Consider the following 16,678-nt stretch of genomic DNA (forward strand, 5'->3'; position numbering starts at 1 on the left):
TGAGGACCTCCCATGCGTGCAATCACCCCCGAAGACGCCCAGGCGCACCCCATCAGCCTGACACTGAACGGGCAGGCCCGCTCGCTGCAGGTCCTGCCATGGACGACGCTGCTGGATCTGCTGCGTGAGCAGCTCGACCTGACCGGCACCAAGAAAGGCTGTGACCACGGCCAGTGCGGCGCTTGCACCGTGTTGCGTGACGGCCGGCGGGTGAATGCCTGCCTGACCCTGGCGGTCATGTGCGACGGCGCCGAACTGGTCACCATCGAAGGGCTGGCCGCTGGCGACCAGTTGCACCCCATGCAGCGCGCGTTCATCACCCATGATGCTTTCCAGTGCGGCTATTGCACCCCCGGGCAGATCTGCTCGGCTGTCGGCCTCGCCCGCGAAGGGCGGGCCGACAGCCGCGAAGCCATACGCGAGCAGATGAGCGGCAACCTGTGCCGTTGCGGCGCCTACAGCAACATTGTCGCGGCCGTTGAAGAAGCCCTGCCGCTGATGCAGGAGACAGGCAAATGAACCCCTTCAGCTACCACAAACCTGCCTCCGTCAACGAAGCCATCCACCTCGCCAGCCTGTCGTCCCGGTTCATTGCCGGCGGCACCAACCTGGTCGACCTGATGAAGGAAAACGTCATACGGCCTGAGCGCCTGATCGACATCTCGGGCCTGCCGCTCAAGGACATCGAAGCCACTGCAAACGGTGGCTTGCGCATCGGCGCACTGGTCAGCAATGCCGAACTGGCCTGGGACCCACGGGTCGAGCAAGGCTATCCACTGCTGTCCCAGGCCATCCTGGCAGGCGCCTCGCCGCAGTTGCGAAACATGGCGACCACCGGTGGCAACCTGCTGCAACGCACACGCTGCGCTTACTTCTACGACACCGGCACGCCGTGCAACAAACGCGAGCCTGGCAGCGGCTGCCCGGCGCGCAGCGGGCTGAACCGGATGCATGCGATCCTCGGAGCCAGCGCCGCCTGTGTCGCCACCCATCCCTCTGACATGTGCGTCGCCCTGGCCGCCCTGGACGCGGTGGTACATGTGCAAGGTACGGGCGGTGAGCGCCAGATCGCCTTCGCGGAGTTCCACCGCCTGCCGGGGAACGCACCCGAGCGCGACAATCACCTGAGCGACGATGAACTGGTCGTCGCCATCGAGCTGCCCCCGCCACACTTCGCGGCGCATTGCAGCTACCTGAAGATCCGCGACCGGGCATCGTATGCCTTCGCCCTGGTATCGGTGGCAGCGGGCCTGACTATCAAGGGGGGGCTCATTGAGCAGGCCCGCCTGGCGCTCGGCGGTGTAGCGCACAAGCCTTGGCGCGAAGCCACTGCTGAACAGGCATTGCAGGGCCAGGCGCCTTCCGAGGCACTGTTCACGCAAGCCGCCGACCTGTTGCTGCAAGGTGCCAGGCCGCTGAACCACAACGGTTTCAAGGTCCCCCTCGCACAGCGGGCCATCGTCCGTGCGCTAAGTGAAGCCGCCTTTGGCAAAACCTACCCAGGAGCCACCCCATGAATGGCATTACCCCCGTTGTCGGCCAGCCCATAGACCGTGTCGATGGCCTGGCAAAGGTTACCGGGCAGGCTCGCTATGCCGGCGAATACCCTGACACCGGCCTGCTGCATGGCAGCGTCGTCTGCAGCACCATCGCCCGTGGCCGGGTGCTTCGCATCGACAGCAGCGAGGCGCTCAAGGTACCCGGCGTCATCGCCGTGCTGGACCATGCCCACCGTCCTCGGGTTTCCAGTTACGACGATGACTACAGCGACGCAGACTCGGCCGAAGGCGCGCCCTTTCGCCCATTGTTCAATGACCGCGTGCTGTACAGCGGGCAGCCGCTGGCACTGGTGGTGGCGGAAAACCTCGAGCTGGCCCGCTACGCAGGCTCGCTGATCACCATCGAGTACAGCCAGGAGGCGCACCAGACCGACTTGCTGGCCGCCCTTGATCACAGCCACCCGGCCCCCGCCGAGACACCCGCGCCGCGGGGCGACTTCGCCGGGGAGTTCGCCCAGGCGCCGGTCAAGGTCGATGCGACCTACCAGACCGCCAACGAACATCACAACCCTATGGAACCGCATGCATCGACGGTCCTCTACAAACCCGGCGATCAGCTCGAGATACACGACAAGACCCAAGGCACGCAGAACTGCCAGGACTACCTGCACAAGGTGTTCGGGCTGCCCAAGGACAACGTCCGGGTGCTGGCCGCGTATGTCGGCGGGGCGTTCGGCTCAGGGTTGCGTCCGCAGTACCAGTTACCGCTTGCGGTCATGGCCGCACTGCAACTGAAACGCTCGGTCAGGGTCACCCTCACCCGCCAACAGATGTTCACCTTTGGCTACCGGCCTCGCACGCTGCAGCGCCTGCGCCTGGGCGCCGATACCGACGGCCGGTTGCTGGCGGTTGCCCATGACGCGATCGGCCAGACGTCTCGCTTCGAAGACTTCACCGAGCACCTGGTGGAATGGAGCGGCATGCTGTACCGCTGCGATAACGTTGCCCTGAGCTATCGCCTGACCCCGCTCGACGTGTACACCCCACTGGACATGCGGGCGCCCGGTGCAGGCTCCGGTGTCCTTGCCCTGGAATGTGCGATGGATGAACTCGCCTGTGCGCTCGACATCGACCCGGTGCAATTGCGGCGGGTCAATTTCGCCGACCATAACGGCAACGAAGGCAAGCCGTACTCCAGCAAGGCATTGCTGGCCTGCTATGACCAAGGCGCCAGGCGCTTCGGCTGGAGCGGCCGTACTGCCGTACCACGTAGTATGCGAGAAGGTCGGCAACTGATCGGTTGGGGCATGGCGGGTGGCGTGTGGGAAGCCATGCAGATGAAGGCCAGCGCCAAGGCGCGGCTGGATGCACAAGGCCACTTGACGGTCAGCAGTGCGACCACCGATATCGGTACCGGTACCTACACGGTCATGACCCAGATTGCCGCCGACGCGGTGGGAATGCCGGTCGCGGACGTGACCTTCATGCTGGGTGACTCCTCACTGCCCACCGCGCCCTTGCAGGGCGGCTCGTTCACCGTCTCGTCCGTCGGTGCAGCAGTGCTGCAGGCCTGCCAGGTCCTGCGCAGCAAGGTGCTGGAGCACGCACGCGCGACCTACCCTGCCCTCGCCAGCCTGCCCGTGGAAGCGATCCGCTTTGCCGATGGCCACCTGCATTTCGGCCACCAGCGCATCGCGCTCGCGGACATTGCCGCCACTGCGGAAAAAGGCTGTTTCGAGGTACAGATCGATGCAGAGCCGAGCGCGAAGCGTGACGCGTTTTCCACCGCAACGCACTCGGCAGTGTTCGTTGAAGTCCAGGTGGATGAGGCGCTGGGCACGATCAAGGTCACGCGCGTGGTCAGCGCCGTCGCGGCCGGGCGTGTGGTCAACCCGAAAACCGCTCGCAGCCAGATCCTGGGCGGTGTCGTGTGGGGGCTTGGCATGGCCCTGCAGGAACAGAGCCAGACTGACCACGCGCTGGGCCGGATACTCAACCACAACCTGGCCGAGTATCACATTCCGGTCAACGCCGACGTCGCCGATGTCGAGGTGATATTTGTCGACGAGCAGGACGATATCGTCAACGAGCTGGGTTCCAAAGGCGTGGGTGAAATCGGCGTGGTCGGGGTGGCGGCGGCAGTCGCCAATGCGGTCTACCACGCCACCGGCAAGCGCATCAGGGCGTTTCCGATCACCCTGGACACGCTGCTGTGAGCTATCGCTTGCGCCCACCCACCTCGATCCACACCGGCGCGTGGTCACTGGCCTTGGCTTCGTTACGCACCCAGGCGTCGACGCCGGCCCGTTTCAGGTAAGGCGCAAGGTCCGGGTTGAGCAGCAGGTGGTCGATGCGCAGCCCGGCGTTGCGTGCCCAGTGATTACGGAAGTAATCCCAGAAGGTGTACACGCGCTCGTCGGGGTGCAGGTGGCGAATGGCATCGACCCAGCCCTGGTCCAGCAACTGCTGGTAGCATGCGCGCGACTCGGGCTGCAGCAGCGCATCCTTGAGCCATGAGCGGGGGTTGTAGATATCCATGTCGGTCGGCACCACGTTGAAATCGCCGGCCAGCAGCGTCGGGTGGCCGCTTGCGTACAGCCCTTGGGCATGCTCGATCAGGCATTCGAACCAGCGCAGCTTGTAGTCGAACTTCGGCCCCGGCTGCGGGTTGCCGTTGGGCAGGTACAGGCACGCGACCAGCACGCCATGCACCGCTGCCTCCAGATAGCGGCTCTGGCTGTCATCCTCCATGCCAGGCAAGCCGCGGCGGACCTCCAGCGGTTCGCTGCCACGGGCCAGGATCGCCACGCCGTTCCAGGACGGCTGCCCCTGGTAAAGGCAGCCGTACCCCGCTGCCTCCAGGTCCTGACGAGGGAACTGCACATCCGGCGCCTTGAGTTCCTGCAGGCAGGCGATATCCGGCTGCTCCCGTTCCAGCCAGGCCAGCAGCGCCGGCAAGCGGCTGCGGATGCCGTTGATGTTGAAGGTGGCAATCTTCAGCGCTTTCATGCGTCCGGGTCGCTCACGTGGGCCTGCACGGCATCTTCAAGGGCATGGACATGGGCGTCATCGGCCAGCGCTTTGAGTGCCAGCCAGTCATCCCAGTCGATGGCACCATCGTCGCGCAAGGCCTCCGCCGTGCGAACCAGTTCATGATAGTAGGCATCCGGCGACTCGCGGCGGTAGCTGATGTCGTCGTACTGGGCGTACCAGGCCTCAAGCTCGGGGATGCTGCGTTCGATGCTCATGGGTGACACTCCTCGCTGTGCCCTTTGCATGTATGAGCCCTGCACCCTGGCAACGTTCAACCGCAACGTGGTCGGCGGCCGCTGGCAATGCTTCGACAGGTTTTCACCCGCTAATGATTGGCCCGAGGTTGGTTAAAGCGTCTTGTCTGAATTGCCGAAAGTTTTTGCAGTGCGGCGCAACCTTCGCCAGTCACACAAGAACACAGAACGTTCTGTGTCTGACTTGAGGTAAGCGATCATGGCTAACAATCAAGACAAAGATAGAAGCCAGGGCGGCAGCAATCAGGCCGGTGCCGGAGATGCTGGTGGCAAAGGCGGCCAAGGCGATATGCCTGGTTCGCAGAAAGGCGGCCAGCAGTCCGGGCAAAAACCTGAAGACAAGATGAACAAGGATTGGGAAAAGTCCAGTGATACCGGCCACCAGGGTGGACAGGCCGGCGGCCAGCAGACGCCTGCTGACAGCGGGCGCATGGGTGGCCAATCCACCCAGGGTGGCACCCAACAACAAGACAAGGATCGTTGATAATGCCCGGCTTGCACCGGGGTGGCGAAGCTGCCCCGGTGCATCAGGTTTCAGCGGCGCACCAGCCCGAAAGCCCTCCGCACGCGTCGTCTTCACTCGCCCCTGACAGGCCATTGCGGCAGGCACAGGCGTAGTCAGCTTCAGCCCTCGTAGGAAAGTTCAGCGGTAGCCTGAGCTTGTCTTGTGTGTCGTAGAGGTCATAACCCTTGCCCAATGCCTTCGGAAAGCCGGCACTCCTCGGTAGGTATTCCTTTTCCAGCGGTAGTGCGGGTACCACAACGAAGCGCGTCTGCATGACCATCCCTCTTCTCGGCAGCTCTTTAGTATTAGTCGCATTATGTGAATGCATCAAGGCAGCTCATGCTTGAATTTCGCCCCACTTTGGCGCCCGCAACGCCCCAAAACCACACACCCCGCCTACCGCTGCACCTGCCCGGCACCCCGCCCTGACTGGCCGCAGCCCTGTCTGCAACGGCCGTCGAACGGGAATCTGACCACCTGGCCATGTTTTTGCTTTGCAAGCTGCTCACCTCCAGCACATCGAGCAGCCCATGTCCGAAACCCCTGCGCACCTGCGCCTCGAGCTACGTGCCATCAGCAAGCGCTACCCAGGCACGCTGGCCAACGACCGCGTCGACCTGCGCATCGCCGCCGGTGAGATCCATGCCCTGCTGGGCGAGAACGGCGCGGGCAAGAGCACCCTGATGAAGATCATCTACGGCGTCACCCGGCCGGACGCCGGCCAGCTGTGGTGGGAAGGTCGGCCGGTGCAAGTGGATGATCCGGGCCAGGCCCGCAGGCTGGGAATCGGCATGGTGTTCCAGCATTTTTCGCTGTTCGAGACCCTGACCGTGGCGCAGAACATCGCCTTGGCCCTGGGCCGCGAGGCGGGCTCGCCGAAGCAGCTGGCGCCGCGCATCCGCAAGGTCTCGCAGCGCTATGGCATGGCGCTGGAGCCGGAGCGCCTGGTGCACAGCCTGTCGATCGGCGAACGCCAGCGGGTGGAGATCGTGCGCTGCCTGATGCAGGACATCAAATTGCTGATCCTCGATGAACCGACCTCGGTGCTGACGCCCCATGAGGTCGAGCAACTGTTCGTCACCCTGCGCACGCTGGCCAGCGAAGGCTGCAGCATCCTGTTCATCAGCCACAAGCTCAATGAAGTGCGCGCCCTTTGCCACAGCGCCACCGTGCTGCGTGCGGGCCGGGTTGCCGGCGCCTGCGTACCTGCCGACTGCAGCGACCTGCAGCTGGCGCGGCTGATGGTCGGCGATGCCGAAGGGCTCGAAGCCAGCTACCCGAAGCGCGCCGGCGGCCTGCCACGCCTGCGGATAGACGACCTCAGCTGGCGCAACCAGGACCCGTTCGGCACCTCGTTCGAGCACCTGCGCCTGGAAGTACGCTGCGGTGAAATCGTCGGTATCGCCGGAGTTGCCGGCAACGGCCAGGACGAATTGCTGGCCTTGCTCAGCGGCGAAACCCGCCTGCACGCCAGCGAGCGTGAACGCATCAGCCTCGACAACCAGCCCATGGCCAACCTGCATCCGGATGCCCGTCGCGCCCTGGGCCTGGCGTTCGTCCCGGCCGAGCGCCTGGGCCACGGCGCGGTGGCGGACATGAGCCTGGCCGACAATGCCCTGCTCACCGCCTTCCAGCAAGGCCTGGTCGAACGTGGCCTGGTCCGCTCGGGCAAGGTGCAGGCGCTGGCCGACCAGATCATCCAGCGCTTCGCGGTCAAGGCGCCGGACGCGCAGGCCACGGCACGCAGCCTGTCTGGCGGCAACCTGCAGAAGTTCATCCTTGGCCGGGAAATCCTGCAGAACCCCAGGCTGCTGGTCGCCGCCCACCCGACCTGGGGCGTCGACGTCGGGGCCGCCGCAGCCATCCACCGCGCCCTGATCGCCCTGCGCGATGCCGGCGCGGCGATCCTGGTGATTTCCGAAGACCTCGATGAACTGTTGCAGATCAGCGACCGCATCGGCGCCCTGTGCAGCGGGCGCCTGTCGCCGCTCAAGGCCACTGCCGACACCCACAGCGTGGAGGTCGGCAGCTGGATGGCCGGCCAGTTCGATACCGCGCACGCCGCCACCTGACGAGAACCCGCCATGTTGCTATCCCTCGAACCCCGTATCCAGCAGTCGCGTGCCATGCTGGCGCTGTCACCGCTGCTCGCCGGCCTGCTGACCCTGGTCAGCGGGGCGATCCTGTTCAGCGCCCTGGGGCATGACCCGCTGCTGACCTTGCACACCTTGCTGATCGCCCCGGTCAGCGACCTCTACGGCCTCAGCGAGCTGCTGCTCAAGGCCCTGCCGATTTTGCTCTGTGCCCTGGGCCTGGCGGTGGCCTACCAGGCGCGCATCTGGAACATCGGCGCCGAAGGCCAGCTGCTGATCGGTGCCCTGGCCGGCAGTGCCGTGGCGATCCACATCATCGACTGGGAAAGCCGCTGGGCCCTGCTCTGGGTGCTGCTGGGCGGCACCCTCGCTGGCGCACTGTGGGGCGCATTGGCGGCGTGGCTGCGCACGCACTTCAATGCCAACGAGATCCTCACCACCATCATGCTCAACTACATCGCCCTGAACCTGCTGCTGTATTGCGTGCACGGCCCGCTCAAGGACCCCGAAGGCTTCAGCTTCCCGCAGTCGGCGATGTTCGGCGATGCCAGCCGCCTGCCAGCGCTGTTCGAGGATGGCCGCCTGCATGTCGGCCTGTACTTCGTGCTGCTGGCGCTGGTGGCGGTGTGGGTGCTGCTGCACAAGAGCTTCCTGGGCTTCCAGATCAAAGTGCTCGGCCTCGACCAACGCGCCGCCGGTTTTGTCGGCTTTCGCGAAAGGCGCCTGGTGTGGCTGGCGTTGCTGATCAGCGGCGGCCTGGCGGGCCTGGCCGGGGTGACTGAAGTCAGCGGGCCAATCGGCCAGCTGGTGCCGCAAGTGTCGCCGGGCTACGGCTATGCGGCGATCACCGTGGCCTTTCTTGGCCGGCTCAACCCGCTCGGCATTCTGGTTGCCGGCCTGCTGATGGCCCTGCTCTACCTGGGCGGCGAGAACGCGCAAATGACCCTCAACCTGCCGCAGGCGCTGACCGGGCTGTTCCAGGGACTGATGCTGTTCTACCTGCTTGCCTGCGACGTGCTGATCCTCTACCGGCCGCGGCTGACGCTGAATTGGCGGCGTACGCCGGTGGCCGAAACGGCCAGTGCCTGACCTCCCCGACCTGAGGCTTCGACTATGGATCTCGATCTGCTTGGCAACATTCTCTACGCCATGGTGCGTTGCGGTACCCCGCTGCTGCTGGTGGCCCTGGGCGAACTGGTGTGCGAGAAGAGCGGCGTGCTCAACCTCGGCCAGGAAGGCATGATGTTGTTCGGCGCGGTGGTGGGCTTCATCGCCGCCTTCGCCACCGGCAGCCTGTGGCTTGGCGTGCTGCTGGCGTGCCTGGCCGGCATGCTGCTGGCCTCGCTGTTCGCCGTGGTCGCCCTCGGCTGCCAGGCCAACCAGGTGGCGACCGGCCTGGCCCTGACCATCTTCGGCGTCGGCCTGTCGGCGTTCGTCGGCAGCGCCTGGGTCGGCAAGCCGTTGAGCGGCTTCGAACCGCTGGCGATTCCGCTGTTGGCCGACCTGCCGATCATCGGCCACATGCTGTTCAACCAGGACGTGCTGGTGTACCTGTCCTTCGCCCTGTTCGTCCTGGTCGCCTGGGTGCTGCTGAAAAGCCGTACCGGCCTGATCCTCCAGGCCGTCGGCGAAAACCCCGACGCGGCCAGCGCCATGGGCCTGCCGGTACTGCGCGTGCGCACCCTGGCGGTGCTGTTCGGCGGCGCAATGGCGGGCCTTGCCGGCGCCTACCTGTCACTGGCCTACACCCCGATGTGGGCAGAAAACATGACCGCCGGCCGCGGCTGGATCGCCCTGGCGCTGGTGGTGTTCGCCAGCTGGCGGGTGCAGCGGGTGCTGCTCGGCGCCTACCTGTTCGGCCTGGCCAGCATCCTGCACCTGGTAGCCCAGGGCATCGGTGTGAGCGTCCCGGCCAACCTGCTGGCGATGCTGCCCTATGTGGCGACGATCCTGGTGCTGGTGGTGCTTTCACGCGACGCGATCAAGACCCGGCTGTACGCACCGGTTTCGCTCGGCCAGCCCTGGAAAGCAGGTCGCTGACGACACGGCGCAGACAAGAAAACAACACAAGACCCACAGGAGTGAACCCTCGATGCATCAGAAGAAAAGCAACAAGCTGCTGCGCACCCTGGCCGCCGCTATCGGCCTGAGCACGGTACTGTCGGCCTCCGCCGCCGACCCGCTGAAAGTGGGCTTCGTCTACATCGGCCCGATCGGCGACCACGGCTGGACCTACCAGCACGAACAGGGCCGCCAGGCGCTGATCAAGCAGTTTGGCGACAAGGTCGACACCAGCTTCGTCGAAAACGTGCCGGAAGGTGCCGACGCCGAGCGGGTCATCCGCAACATGGCCAAGGGCGGCTACGACCTGGTGTTTGCCACCTCGTTCGGCTACATGAACCCGACTGCCAAGGTCGCCAGGCAGTTCCCCAAGGTCACCTTCGAACACGCCACCGGCTACAAGCAGGACAAGAACCTCGGCACCTACCTGGCCACCTCCTATGAAGGCCGCTACGTCGGCGGTTACCTCGCCGCGAAAATGACCAAGAGCAAGAAGGTCGGCTACGTCGCCTCTTTCCCGATCCCGGAAGTGCTGCGTGACATCAATGCCATCCAGCTGGCGCTGGACAAGTACAACCCCGGCACCGAGATCAAGGTGGTGTGGGTCAACTCCTGGTTCGACCCGGGCAAGGAAGCCGATGCGGCCAACGCCCTGATCGACCAGGGCGTCGATGTGCTGTTCCAGCACACCGACAGCCCGGCGCCGATTCAGACCGCCGAGCGCCGTGGCATCTACGCGGTGGGCTACGCCTCGGACATGGCCCACTTCGGGCCCAAGGCGGTGCTGACCTCGATCGTCAACAACTGGGGCCCGCATTACATCAAGAGCACCCAGGCGGTCATGGACGGCAACTGGAAGCCGCAGGACTACTGGGGTGGCCTGGCCGACGGCACCGTCGAGCTGCCGATCAGCGACCTGGTGCCGGCCGACGTGAAAAGTGGCGCCGAGCAGATTATCGCCAGCATCAAGGATGGCTCGTTCCACCCGTTCACCGGGCCGATTCTTGACCAGAGTGGTGCAGTGAAGATTCCTGAGGGCGCCGTGGCCAGCAATGCCGAACTGGCGGGGATGAACTACTACGTCAAGGGCATCACTGCACAGCTGCCCAAGTAAGGCCAGCGCTGTCTCTGTGGGAGCGGCCTTGCGTCGCGAAAGGGCCGCAACGCGGCCCCAGAGAATCAGCACAGATGCACAGATTGCCGGGGCTGCTTTGCAGCCCTTTCGCGACGCAAGGCCGCTCCCACAAGAGCCGTCTGCAACTCACTTTACCGGAGGCCGGATGAACACACTGCCCATCATCGACATCGCCCCGCTGTACCAGCACGACCCCGCCGCCCGCCAGGCGGTGGCCCGGCAGATCGACGCCGCCTGCCGGCAATGGGGCTTCTACTACATCAAGGGGCACCCGATCCCGGCTGCGCGCATTGCCGAACTGAAAGCCGCCGCCGAAGACTTCTTCGCCCGCCCGGCCGAGGAAAAGCTGCGCATCGACATCACCCGCAGCGCCCACCACCGCGGTTATGGCGCCATCGCCACCGAGCAGCTCGACCCGAGCCGGCCGAGTGACCTGAAGGAAACCTTCGACATGGGTTTCCACATGAGCGCCGAGCACCCCGATGTGCTCGCGGCAAAACCACTGCGCGGCCCCAATCGCCACCCCGCCATCCCCGGCTGGGAAGCGCTGCTGCAACAGCACTACCAGGACATGCACGCCCTGTCCCTGACCCTGCTGCGGGCCATGGCCGAGGCGCTGGGCATCGAAGAGGACTTTTTCGACCAACGCTTTGCCGAGCCGATCAGCGTGTTCCGCATGATCCATTACCCGCCACGCCAGACCGCCAGCAGCGCCGACCAGCAAGGCGCCGGCGCACACACCGACTACGGCTGCGTGACCTTGCTGTACCAGGATGCCGCTGGCGGCTTGCAGGTGCAGAACGTGAATGGCGAATGGATCGACGCGCCACCCATCGAAGGCACCTTTGTGGTGAACATCGGCGACATGATGGCGCGCTGGAGCAACGACCGTTACACGTCCACACCGCACCGGGTGATCAGCCCGCTGGGCGTGGACCGCTACTCGATGCCATTCTTCGCCGAACCGCACCCGGACACCGAGATCAGCTGCCTGCCCAACTGCTCCAGCGCGGACAACCCGGCCAGGTACCCGGCCGTGTCGTGCAGCGCCTACATGCTGTCGCGCTTTGCCGAGACCTATGCCTATCGCCGCGAAGCGGCCGAGGCCTGAGCGGCCTCAGTCGGGCACGTCCATCAGCGGCGTGCTCGACAGCTTCACCGCGCCGTCTGCGGTGATCAGCAACTGCTCCTCCAGCTTGACGCCCTCGGCGCCGCCTTGTTCGCCGATGTAGCTCTCGACCGAGATCACCATGTTCTCCTGGAACACCCCGTCGTAGCCCCACGCTTCGAAGTCGACGGCATAGGCCACGCTGGGGTATTCATCGGCCAGGCCACAGCCGTGGACCATCATCATGTAGCGGTTGTGCTCGTACTGCCTGGGTACCGGCCAGCAGCGCTCGGCGAACTCGCGGAAGGTCAGGCCCGGGCGGATCAGGTCGATGTTGTGGCACAGCTGGTCGGATGCCGTGCGCAGCAGGTCGCGCTGGTAGGCGGTCGGTGCCTTGCCCGGGCAGATGAAGCTGCGCGAGATGTCCGAGAGGTAACCGCCCGGCCCGATCATGTCGGTGTCGAAGCCGACCATCTCGCCCGGCTGGATCACCTTGTCGGTGGCGTCCTGGAACCAGGGGTTGGTCCTTTGCCCCGACGTCAGCAGGCGCGCCTCGGCCCACTCGCCGCCGTGGGCCACGTTGGTCGAGTGCATGATGCTCCACAACTGGTTTTCGCTGATGCCCGGCACCAGGTTCTGGCGCATGCGCGCCACGCCCAGGTCGCACACCGCCATGGACACGCGATGGCTGGCGATTTCCTCGGCGGACTTGATCAGCCGCGCCTGCTCCATCAACGGCTGGGCGTCGAACAGCGTGATGCCCTGGGCCTTGAGCCTATCGGCGCCCCACGGGTCGCAGCGGTCGACCGCCAGGCGGGTATTGGTGCCGCCATGGGTCTTGATCAGGTCGGCCATCTCCCGCGCCCACAGCTCGGCCTTTTCATCGACCCGGGGGCCGGCCAGGAAGTAGATCCACGGCGTGGTCGGGCGAATCTCGTCGATGGTCTCGACATGCTCGCTGTTGTGCTTGCTGCTGGTGAAGTCGAACAGCACCACCGGCCCGTCCGTGGCGATGTACACATAGCGGCTGGGGGCATGCATCACCCAGACGCCCAGGCTCAGGGTATCGGTGGCGTAGCGGATGTTCAGCGGGTCGGCCAGCAGGATGCCGGCGTAGTCATGCTGGCGCAGCTGCTCGCGGATGCGGGCCAGGCGATAGGCCCGCAGGGCCTTGCGGTCGATGGCCGCATAGGCCTGGATGATACTGTCGTCCACCGGTACCAGCGGGTGGGCGCGCACGGCCTCGTCGGCCCTGTAGTTGAGATGGACCTCATCATCGAGCCGGAATTTCTGCGTCGGTGCTTTCTGTGTGGCTACTGTCGCACTCGCCATGACGGTTCCTCGAATGGCTTGCTGTTATGAACAAAGCAATGAACGAAGCAATGAACGAAGACAAACCTCGCAACGCCCTCAACCCAGTACGGCCTTGACCTCCAGATACGCCTCGAAGCCGAACTCGCCGCACTCGCGGCCGTTGCCCGATTGCTTGTAGCCGCCGAAGGGCGCACTGGCGACCCAGGCCGGCTGGTTGATCTGCACCTGCCCCACGCGCAACTCGCCGGCCATGCGCAGCAGCGCCTGGCGGTCGCTGCCTTGCAGGTAGGCAGCCAGGCCATAGGGGGTGTCGTTGGCCATGGCCACGGCATGTTCAGGCGTCTGGTACGGGATCAGGCACACCACCGGGGCGAAGATTTCTTCGCGGGCGATGCGCATGTGCTCGGTAACGTTGGCCAGCACCGTGGGTTTTATGAAGAAGCCTTGCCCGACGCCGTCGGGCAAGCCCAAGCCGCCAGTGACCAGCACGGCACCGTCGGCCAGCGCTTCGGCGATCAACGCCTGGGCGCGGTCATGCTGGGCCTTGTTCATCACCGGGCCGAGGGTGGTACGCGCATCGAACACATCGCCGACCACCACGCTTTGCGCCGCCTCGCGGGCAATCGCCACGGCCTGGTCGTGCAAATGCGCCGGTACCAGCATGCGCCCTGGCGCCGTGCAGGACTGCCCGGCGTTGCGGTAGGCGGCGTGCACGCCGTTGGCCACCGCGCTCGCCAGGTCTGCATCCGCCAGCAGGATATTGGCCGAGTTGCCACCCAGCTCCTGGTGCACGCGCTTGACCGTCGGCGCTGCCAGTTGCGCGACGCTGACCCCGGCCCGGGTGGAGCCCGTGAAAGAGACCATGTCGATATCGGGATGGCTGGACAGCGCCTGCCCCACTCCGGCACCGTCGCCATTGACCAGGTTGAACACCCCGGCGGGCAGTTCGGCCTGGTGCAGCAGCTCGGCCAGCAGCATCGTGCTCAGGGGTGAGTATTCGCTGGGCTTGAGGACCACGGTGCAGCCGGTGGCCAGCGCCGGAATCAGCTTGGTGATGACTTGCAGCACCGGGAAGTTCCACGGCGTGATCAGCCCGCACACGCCGACCGGCTCGAAGCGTAGCTGCACGCCGTCGGACTCGCGCTCGAAGGCAAAGCCCTCGAGAATTTCGATGCCGTTGCGGATATGCGCCAGCGAGCCGGCCACCTGGGCCTGGCGCGAGAAGCTGATCGGCGTGCCCATTTCCAGGGTCATGCGCTGGGCGAGCGCTTCCTGGTGCTCGATGCACAAGGCCTCGAAGCGCTTGAGCACGGCCAGGCGCTGTTCGCGCGGGGTGCGCGACCATGGGCCGAAGGCACGCCGGGCGGCGGCGACCGCCGCGTCGACGTCCTCGGCGTTGCCCAGGGCGATGCTGCCCACCGCCTTGAGGGTGGCGGGGTTGATGACCGGGCGCCGGGTCCGGCCGCTGGCCTCGACGAAACGGCCATCGATGTAGAAGTGATCGAGGTAGTTCAAAGTCTGGCTCCTGGTTACGCTTGGTGAATGTTGAGCCCTGCACGGCAGGCCGCTGCAGGTGGCTGTAGCGCAGGTTTGCCGGCCTGGCCCGGGAGGATCGCCCGGATCACGTCGCGCAGGTGCAGGACCCCTGCCGGGTGGCCCTCGCGCATCACCGCAAAGGCCCGGTCCGGGTCGCCTTCGGCCTGGGCCAGGGCATGCTCCAGGGTCTGTGTCGCGTCGATGCGCTCGAGGCGGCGCAACTCCTCGACAGATGCCGGCTGCGCCAGGCTTTCCACACGCAGCAGGCGGGCGCGGTTGATGTCGTTGACGAAGCGCTCGACGTACTCGTTGGCCGGGTGCAGTACGATGCTCTGCGGGTCACCCTGCTGCACCACCTCGCCATCCTTGAGCATCACGATGTGGTCGGCGATGCGCAGCGCCTCGTCGAGGTCGTGGGTGATGAACACGATGGTCTTGAACAGCTCGCGCTGGAGTTCCAGCAGCAGGTCTTGCATGTCCTTGCGGGTCAGCGGGTCGAGCGCCGAGAACGCCTCATCCATCAGCAGTACGTCGGCATCGGACGACAGCGCGCGGGCGATGCCCACCCGTTGCTGCATGCCGCCGGAGAGCTGGTGCGGGTAGCGGTCCTCGAAACCGGCCAGGCCCAGCCGCGCCAGCCAGCGCCGGGCATCGGCCTCCACCTGCGCAGCCGGCTCGCCACGCACGCGCTTGGCCAGGCAGACGTTCTGCAGCACGGTCTGGTGCGGCATCAGCGCGAAGTTCTGGAACACCATCGAGATGCTCGACCGGCGCACTTCGCGCAGTTCATTCGCCGACAGCGCCGTGAGGTCGACGCCATCGAGCAGGATTTCCCCTGCGGTCGGCGCGATCAGGCCATTGAGGTGACGGATCAGCGTGGACTTGCCAGACCCGGACAGGCCCATGATCACGGTGATCTGCCCGGCACGCATGTCGACGTTGATGTCGCGCAGCCCGCACACATGGGCGTGTTGCTGCAGCAGCTCGGTCTTGCTCATGCCGGCACGCACCCGTTCGACCATCTGCTCTGGTGCGCTGCCGAAGATCTTGTAGCAGCCGCGCACGGCCATCTTTATTGCCTGGTTCATGGGTTGTACCCCTTGCTCTGTGCGCTCAGCCGAGCCATGGAGGCCTTGGTCACGCGATCGAAGGCAATCGCCAGCAGGACGATGGCGAGGCCAGCCACCAGGCCGACGCCCAATTCGAGGTTGTTGATCCCGCGCAGCACCAGCACGCCCAGCCCCGGCGCCGACACCAGCGAGGCGATCACCACCATCGACAGCGCCATCATGATGGTCTGGTTGACCCCGGCCATGATGCTCGGCAACGCCAGCGGCAGCTCGACGCTGGTCAGGCGCTGCCAGCCGCTCATGCCGAACGACTCGGCGGCCTCGCCGACGCTGCCATCGACCTGGCGGATGCCCAGGTCGGTCAGGCGCACCACCGGGACGATGGCGTAGAGGATGATGGCAATACCGTACAGCTTCGGCTCGGTGATGCTGAACAGGAAGATCAGCGGGATCAGGTAAACGAACGATGGCAAGGTCTGCAGCATGTCCAGCACCGGCAAGGCGGCGCTCTTGAAGCGCTCGCTCCTGGACATGAGGATGCCGATGGGCAGCCCGGCGAGTATGCAGATCAAGGTGCAGGTGAACACGATGGCCATGGTCTGCAGCGCGTAATGCAGGTGATCGACCAGGCCCAGGGCCAGCAGGATCGAGCCCGCCAGCGCGGTGATGCGCAACGACCGCGACAACCACCACGTCAGCGCCAGCAGCGCCAGGATCATCAGCCACCAGGGCACCAGGTCGACGACTTTCAGCGACAGCTCCAGCAGCCACGACAGCGGCTGGGTCAGGGGGTCGAGCACCACCTTCAGGCCGTCACGCACCGTCAGGAAGCCATGCTCGATGGCTGACGTCATGTCGCGTGTGCGGGGGATGGCCGGGCAGGCGCTGTTCAGCGCATCCAGCGACGGGAACGGCAGGCTGGCCTCCCCCGCGCCTGCCTGGTTGGCCTTGGCCTTGGCCAGCAGTTGCGCCAGCGTCACCGGCCCGCCCTGCGTGCCTGCACTGCACCAGCCCTGCAGGCCGAGGCTCTCGAATACGGCGTTGTATCCACTCATGGCAATGTCCTCGGC

The 16,678-nt window shown here is 65.6% G+C and carries 16 protein-coding genes; 9 read left to right on the plus strand and 7 right to left on the minus strand.

Translation table 11 applies throughout. The annotated features are described in order from the left end of the window. Positions 1-12: 12 nt before the first annotated feature. From L6D64_RS20525 to L6D64_RS20535, 3 genes are read left to right on the plus strand one after another with little or no spacing between them, the layout of a single operon-like run. Entirely contained in the window at positions 13-519 is a 507-nt protein-coding gene (locus L6D64_RS20525; RefSeq protein ID WP_176509320.1) for a (2Fe-2S)-binding protein, read from the plus strand. Further along, positions 516-1,517 (plus strand): FAD binding domain-containing protein, encoded by a 1,002-nt coding sequence (locus L6D64_RS20530; protein WP_176509319.1) that lies wholly within the window; start codon positions 516-518, stop codon positions 1,515-1,517. The genes L6D64_RS20525 and L6D64_RS20530 overlap by 4 nt, the downstream gene beginning before the upstream one ends. After that, positions 1,514-3,715 (plus strand): xanthine dehydrogenase family protein molybdopterin-binding subunit, encoded by a 2,202-nt coding sequence (locus tag L6D64_RS20535; RefSeq protein ID WP_176509317.1) that lies wholly within the window; start codon positions 1,514-1,516, stop codon positions 3,713-3,715. Before L6D64_RS20530 ends, L6D64_RS20535 begins: the two co-directional genes overlap by 4 nt. A 1-nt stretch (position 3,716) precedes the next feature. Here L6D64_RS20535 and xth read toward each other — a convergent pair whose 3' ends face one another. Together xth and L6D64_RS20545 are read right to left on the minus strand one after the other, a co-directional pair. Further along, the gene (xth, locus tag L6D64_RS20540) at positions 3,717-4,508 is read right to left on the minus strand and encodes an exodeoxyribonuclease III (RefSeq protein ID WP_176509315.1); all 792 of its coding nucleotides are present in this window, start codon (positions 4,506-4,508) and stop codon (positions 3,717-3,719) included. Next, positions 4,505-4,747: a hypothetical protein gene (locus L6D64_RS20545; protein WP_176509314.1), complete on the minus strand. Its 243-nt coding sequence runs from the start codon at positions 4,745-4,747 to the stop codon at positions 4,505-4,507. Before L6D64_RS20545 ends, xth begins: the two co-directional genes overlap by 4 nt. 238 nt (positions 4,748-4,985) lie before the next feature. Between L6D64_RS20545 and L6D64_RS20550 the strand changes: the two genes are divergently transcribed. Beyond that, the gene (locus tag L6D64_RS20550; RefSeq protein ID WP_176509311.1) at positions 4,986-5,270 is read left to right on the plus strand and encodes a hypothetical protein; all 285 of its coding nucleotides are present in this window, start codon (positions 4,986-4,988) and stop codon (positions 5,268-5,270) included. Between the two features lie 43 nt (positions 5,271-5,313). On the opposite strand, the gene L6D64_RS20555 is transcribed toward L6D64_RS20550, so the two are convergent. Beyond that, complete coding sequence (locus L6D64_RS20555; protein ID WP_236192539.1) at positions 5,314-5,571, minus strand: hypothetical protein; 258 nt, start codon at positions 5,569-5,571, stop codon at positions 5,314-5,316. A gap of 250 nt (positions 5,572-5,821) precedes the next feature. On the opposite strand from L6D64_RS20555, the gene L6D64_RS20560 reads away from it, so the two are divergent. The 5 genes from L6D64_RS20560 to L6D64_RS20580 all read left to right on the plus strand — a co-directional run bounded on the left by L6D64_RS20560 (position 5,822) and on the right by L6D64_RS20580 (position 11,691). Beyond that, positions 5,822-7,363, plus strand: coding sequence for an ABC transporter ATP-binding protein (locus tag L6D64_RS20560; RefSeq protein ID WP_176509308.1), 1,542 nt, complete (start codon positions 5,822-5,824; stop codon positions 7,361-7,363). Between the two features lie 12 nt (positions 7,364-7,375). Then, positions 7,376-8,473: an ABC transporter permease gene (locus L6D64_RS20565; protein ID WP_176509306.1), complete on the plus strand. Its 1,098-nt coding sequence runs from the start codon at positions 7,376-7,378 to the stop codon at positions 8,471-8,473. Between the two features lie 24 nt (positions 8,474-8,497). Then, positions 8,498-9,424 (plus strand): ABC transporter permease, encoded by a 927-nt coding sequence (locus L6D64_RS20570; RefSeq protein ID WP_176509303.1) that lies wholly within the window; start codon positions 8,498-8,500, stop codon positions 9,422-9,424. Positions 9,425-9,476: 52 nt separating this feature from the next. After that, positions 9,477-10,559: a BMP family ABC transporter substrate-binding protein gene (locus tag L6D64_RS20575; RefSeq protein WP_176509301.1), complete on the plus strand. Its 1,083-nt coding sequence runs from the start codon at positions 9,477-9,479 to the stop codon at positions 10,557-10,559. A gap of 166 nt (positions 10,560-10,725) precedes the next feature. Then, positions 10,726-11,691 (plus strand): 2-oxoglutarate and iron-dependent oxygenase domain-containing protein, encoded by a 966-nt coding sequence (locus L6D64_RS20580; RefSeq protein ID WP_176509299.1) that lies wholly within the window; start codon positions 10,726-10,728, stop codon positions 11,689-11,691. A gap of 6 nt (positions 11,692-11,697) precedes the next feature. Here the strand turns inward: L6D64_RS20580 and L6D64_RS20585 are convergent, their stop codons facing one another. The 4 genes from L6D64_RS20585 to L6D64_RS20600 all read right to left on the minus strand — a co-directional run bounded on the left by L6D64_RS20585 (position 11,698) and on the right by L6D64_RS20600 (position 16,663). Then, positions 11,698-13,020, minus strand: a complete 1,323-nt coding sequence (locus L6D64_RS20585; protein WP_176509297.1) for a M24 family metallopeptidase — start codon at positions 13,018-13,020, stop codon at positions 11,698-11,700. Between the two features lie 78 nt (positions 13,021-13,098). After that, positions 13,099-14,517: an aldehyde dehydrogenase family protein gene (locus L6D64_RS20590; protein WP_176509296.1), complete on the minus strand. Its 1,419-nt coding sequence runs from the start codon at positions 14,515-14,517 to the stop codon at positions 13,099-13,101. Between the two features lie 14 nt (positions 14,518-14,531). After that, positions 14,532-15,626, minus strand: coding sequence for a quaternary amine ABC transporter ATP-binding protein (locus L6D64_RS20595; protein ID WP_176509295.1), 1,095 nt, complete (start codon positions 15,624-15,626; stop codon positions 14,532-14,534). Continuing rightward, entirely contained in the window at positions 15,623-16,663 is a 1,041-nt protein-coding gene (locus L6D64_RS20600; protein ID WP_176509294.1) for an ABC transporter permease, read from the minus strand. Before L6D64_RS20600 ends, L6D64_RS20595 begins: the two co-directional genes overlap by 4 nt. Between the last annotated feature and the right edge of the window lie 15 nt (positions 16,664-16,678).

The organism is Pseudomonas urethralis (assembly GCF_021602465.1).
GTDB classification, from domain to species: Bacteria; Pseudomonadota; Gammaproteobacteria; order Pseudomonadales; family Pseudomonadaceae; genus Aquipseudomonas; species Aquipseudomonas vlassakiae.

What these genes read in the sequence shown, in the direction of transcription:
- L6D64_RS20525 (WP_176509320.1), top strand. Translation starts at nt 13, where the DNA reads ATGCGTGCAATCACCCCCGAAGACGCCCAGGCGCACCCCATCAGCCTG.
- L6D64_RS20530 (WP_176509319.1), top strand. Translation starts at nt 516, where the DNA reads ATGAACCCCTTCAGCTACCACAAACCTGCCTCCGTCAACGAAGCCATC.
- L6D64_RS20535 (WP_176509317.1), top strand. Translation starts at nt 1,514, where the DNA reads ATGAATGGCATTACCCCCGTTGTCGGCCAGCCCATAGACCGTGTCGAT.
- xth (WP_176509315.1), bottom strand. Translation starts at nt 4,508, where the DNA reads ATGAAAGCGCTGAAGATTGCCACCTTCAACATCAACGGCATCCGCAGC.
- L6D64_RS20545 (WP_176509314.1), bottom strand. Translation starts at nt 4,747, where the DNA reads ATGAGCATCGAACGCAGCATCCCCGAGCTTGAGGCCTGGTACGCCCAG.
- L6D64_RS20550 (WP_176509311.1), top strand. Translation starts at nt 4,986, where the DNA reads ATGGCTAACAATCAAGACAAAGATAGAAGCCAGGGCGGCAGCAATCAG.
- L6D64_RS20555 (WP_236192539.1), bottom strand. Translation starts at nt 5,571, where the DNA reads ATGGTCATGCAGACGCGCTTCGTTGTGGTACCCGCACTACCGCTGGAA.
- L6D64_RS20560 (WP_176509308.1), top strand. Translation starts at nt 5,822, where the DNA reads ATGTCCGAAACCCCTGCGCACCTGCGCCTCGAGCTACGTGCCATCAGC.
- L6D64_RS20565 (WP_176509306.1), top strand. Translation starts at nt 7,376, where the DNA reads ATGTTGCTATCCCTCGAACCCCGTATCCAGCAGTCGCGTGCCATGCTG.
- L6D64_RS20570 (WP_176509303.1), top strand. Translation starts at nt 8,498, where the DNA reads ATGGATCTCGATCTGCTTGGCAACATTCTCTACGCCATGGTGCGTTGC.
- L6D64_RS20575 (WP_176509301.1), top strand. Translation starts at nt 9,477, where the DNA reads ATGCATCAGAAGAAAAGCAACAAGCTGCTGCGCACCCTGGCCGCCGCT.
- L6D64_RS20580 (WP_176509299.1), top strand. Translation starts at nt 10,726, where the DNA reads ATGAACACACTGCCCATCATCGACATCGCCCCGCTGTACCAGCACGAC.
- L6D64_RS20585 (WP_176509297.1), bottom strand. Translation starts at nt 13,020, where the DNA reads ATGGCGAGTGCGACAGTAGCCACACAGAAAGCACCGACGCAGAAATTC.
- L6D64_RS20595 (WP_176509295.1), bottom strand. Translation starts at nt 15,626, where the DNA reads ATGAACCAGGCAATAAAGATGGCCGTGCGCGGCTGCTACAAGATCTTC.
- L6D64_RS20600 (WP_176509294.1), bottom strand. Translation starts at nt 16,663, where the DNA reads ATGAGTGGATACAACGCCGTATTCGAGAGCCTCGGCCTGCAGGGCTGG.